This window comes from Endozoicomonas sp. SESOKO2 (assembly GCF_024606245.1).
GTDB lineage: Bacteria > Pseudomonadota > Gammaproteobacteria > Pseudomonadales > Endozoicomonadaceae > Endozoicomonas_A.
Genome location: NZ_JAHHPQ010000677.1, coordinates 1 through 1,046, shown reverse-complemented (window position 1 = coordinate 1,046; position 1,046 = coordinate 1). Strand labels below are relative to the sequence as shown.

General features: G+C 54.8%; 2 protein-coding genes. Both read left to right on the top strand.

Features of this window, described 5'->3' with window-relative positions; genetic code table 11:
* Nucleotides 1-683, top strand: a 683-nt coding sequence (locus KDK17_RS16695) for an ankyrin repeat domain-containing protein (protein WP_257288585.1), incomplete at its 5' end; no start/stop codon positions are given.
* A gap of 182 nt (nucleotides 684-865) precedes the next feature.
* The coding region (locus KDK17_RS16690; protein WP_257288584.1) for a hypothetical protein at nucleotides 866-1,046 on the top strand (181 nt) is incomplete at its 3' end.

Below are 1,046 nucleotides of genomic sequence, written 5' to 3'. Positions count from 1 at the left end.
CCCCTCTGATACTCGCTCTCTGCGATAATCACACCGACTGCGCGAAACTTCTGCTCGACGCCGGAGCGAATCCCAATGCCCGGACTGAAAATGGCATCACCCCGCTATACGTCGCAGCCGAGAAGGGCAATACCGAATGCGTGGAACGCCTGATTGAGCTCGAGGCGGATCCCGACGCCGCCTTGTTGAGCGGCGTGACGCCGCTGTTTGTCGCTGCCAAAAATAATAACATCGGCTCCGTGAAGCGCCTGATCAACGCCGGGGCAAATCTCGACGCCCGGAGGACTGAGGACGGCTTCACCCCGCTGCAAATCGCAATCTTGTTGTGCAATTTCGAGTGTGTGGAAGGCCTGATCAACGCCGGGGCGGCTGTCAACATCAGGACTACGAGCGGAAGCACGCCTCTGCACATCGCAGTCGAGGAGGGCTATCAAGACTGCGTGCAACGCCTGATCAACGCCGGGGCGAATATCAACGCCCAGAGGACTAATGGCGCGACCCCGCTGTTATTAGCAGCCCGGGACGGCCATACCGAGTGTTTAAAACACCTGATCAGGGCCAGTGCGAATATCAACACCGCCTTGTTTGATGGCACCACCCCACTCTCCATCGCAACCGAGATGGGCAATGCCGACTGTGTGAGAATCCTGACCCACTTTGGAGCAAGTAAGGGTACAAAATAAAGATACCAGGTTATCCAGTCAGCACGATGAAGTAACACCGGAGGCCGGTGCGCAATAGGTCGGCATATCCGATGCCGGTGTTGCTTCAGCCACAGCAAACTTTATAACCATAGAACTGAACTTTCGAGCTGTTCTTGAGTCCAATCCGCATTACTTATTAACTAACACGGATATTCTACTCAATGGATGGCATTGCTCGCACTCCTGCCCCCGGGGACACTGAAGCACCGCAGGAAGACCCTGTCTGTCCCATTTGTTTTGGCAAATTCCATGGCCGTGCTACAGCGCCTGTGGTCGTCAAAACCCATTGTTGTGGCAACCGCTTCGATCTGGACTGTATTTTGAAGTATTGTGTTGATCAGC